1 protein-coding gene is annotated in these 331 nt (G+C 53.5%); it reads right to left on the reverse strand.

The annotated features are described in order from the left end of the window. Nucleotides 1–139: 139 nt before the first annotated feature. The coding region (locus RVY79_RS18345) for a hypothetical protein (protein ID WP_317465969.1) at nt 140–331 on the reverse strand (192 nt) is incomplete at its 5' end.

Genomic DNA, 331 nt, shown 5'->3' on the forward strand with positions numbered 1-331 from the left:
CCCGGAAAAGGTCATCGTTCGGATGGACAGGGGCAGGAGCGTTTCGACGCTGGAGGTCGATATCGAACTCCCCAACGGATTCGACAAACGGATAGCGGCTGCTGGCTGACAATAGCTGCTTCCGTCATAGTCGACCTCTCTACATTCGCCGGACGTAGATCGCGCGAAATAGGTTTCTCTGCCGTGGAGTAGGGCAACCGCAGCCCGTGGCTTCCCAAGCTTGCAGTCGTTTGCGCGCTGCCTTGAAGTTTGCAGATGAAACTTCCTGCGAAGGCTCGAAATTTCCCTGATCTATCGAAGGTGTTTCCCTGTTAATTTTCCAGATATTGTT

It is taken from the genome of Chromohalobacter sp. HP20-39 (assembly GCF_033052815.1).
In the GTDB taxonomy this organism is placed as follows: domain Bacteria; phylum Pseudomonadota; class Gammaproteobacteria; order Pseudomonadales; family Halomonadaceae; genus Chromohalobacter.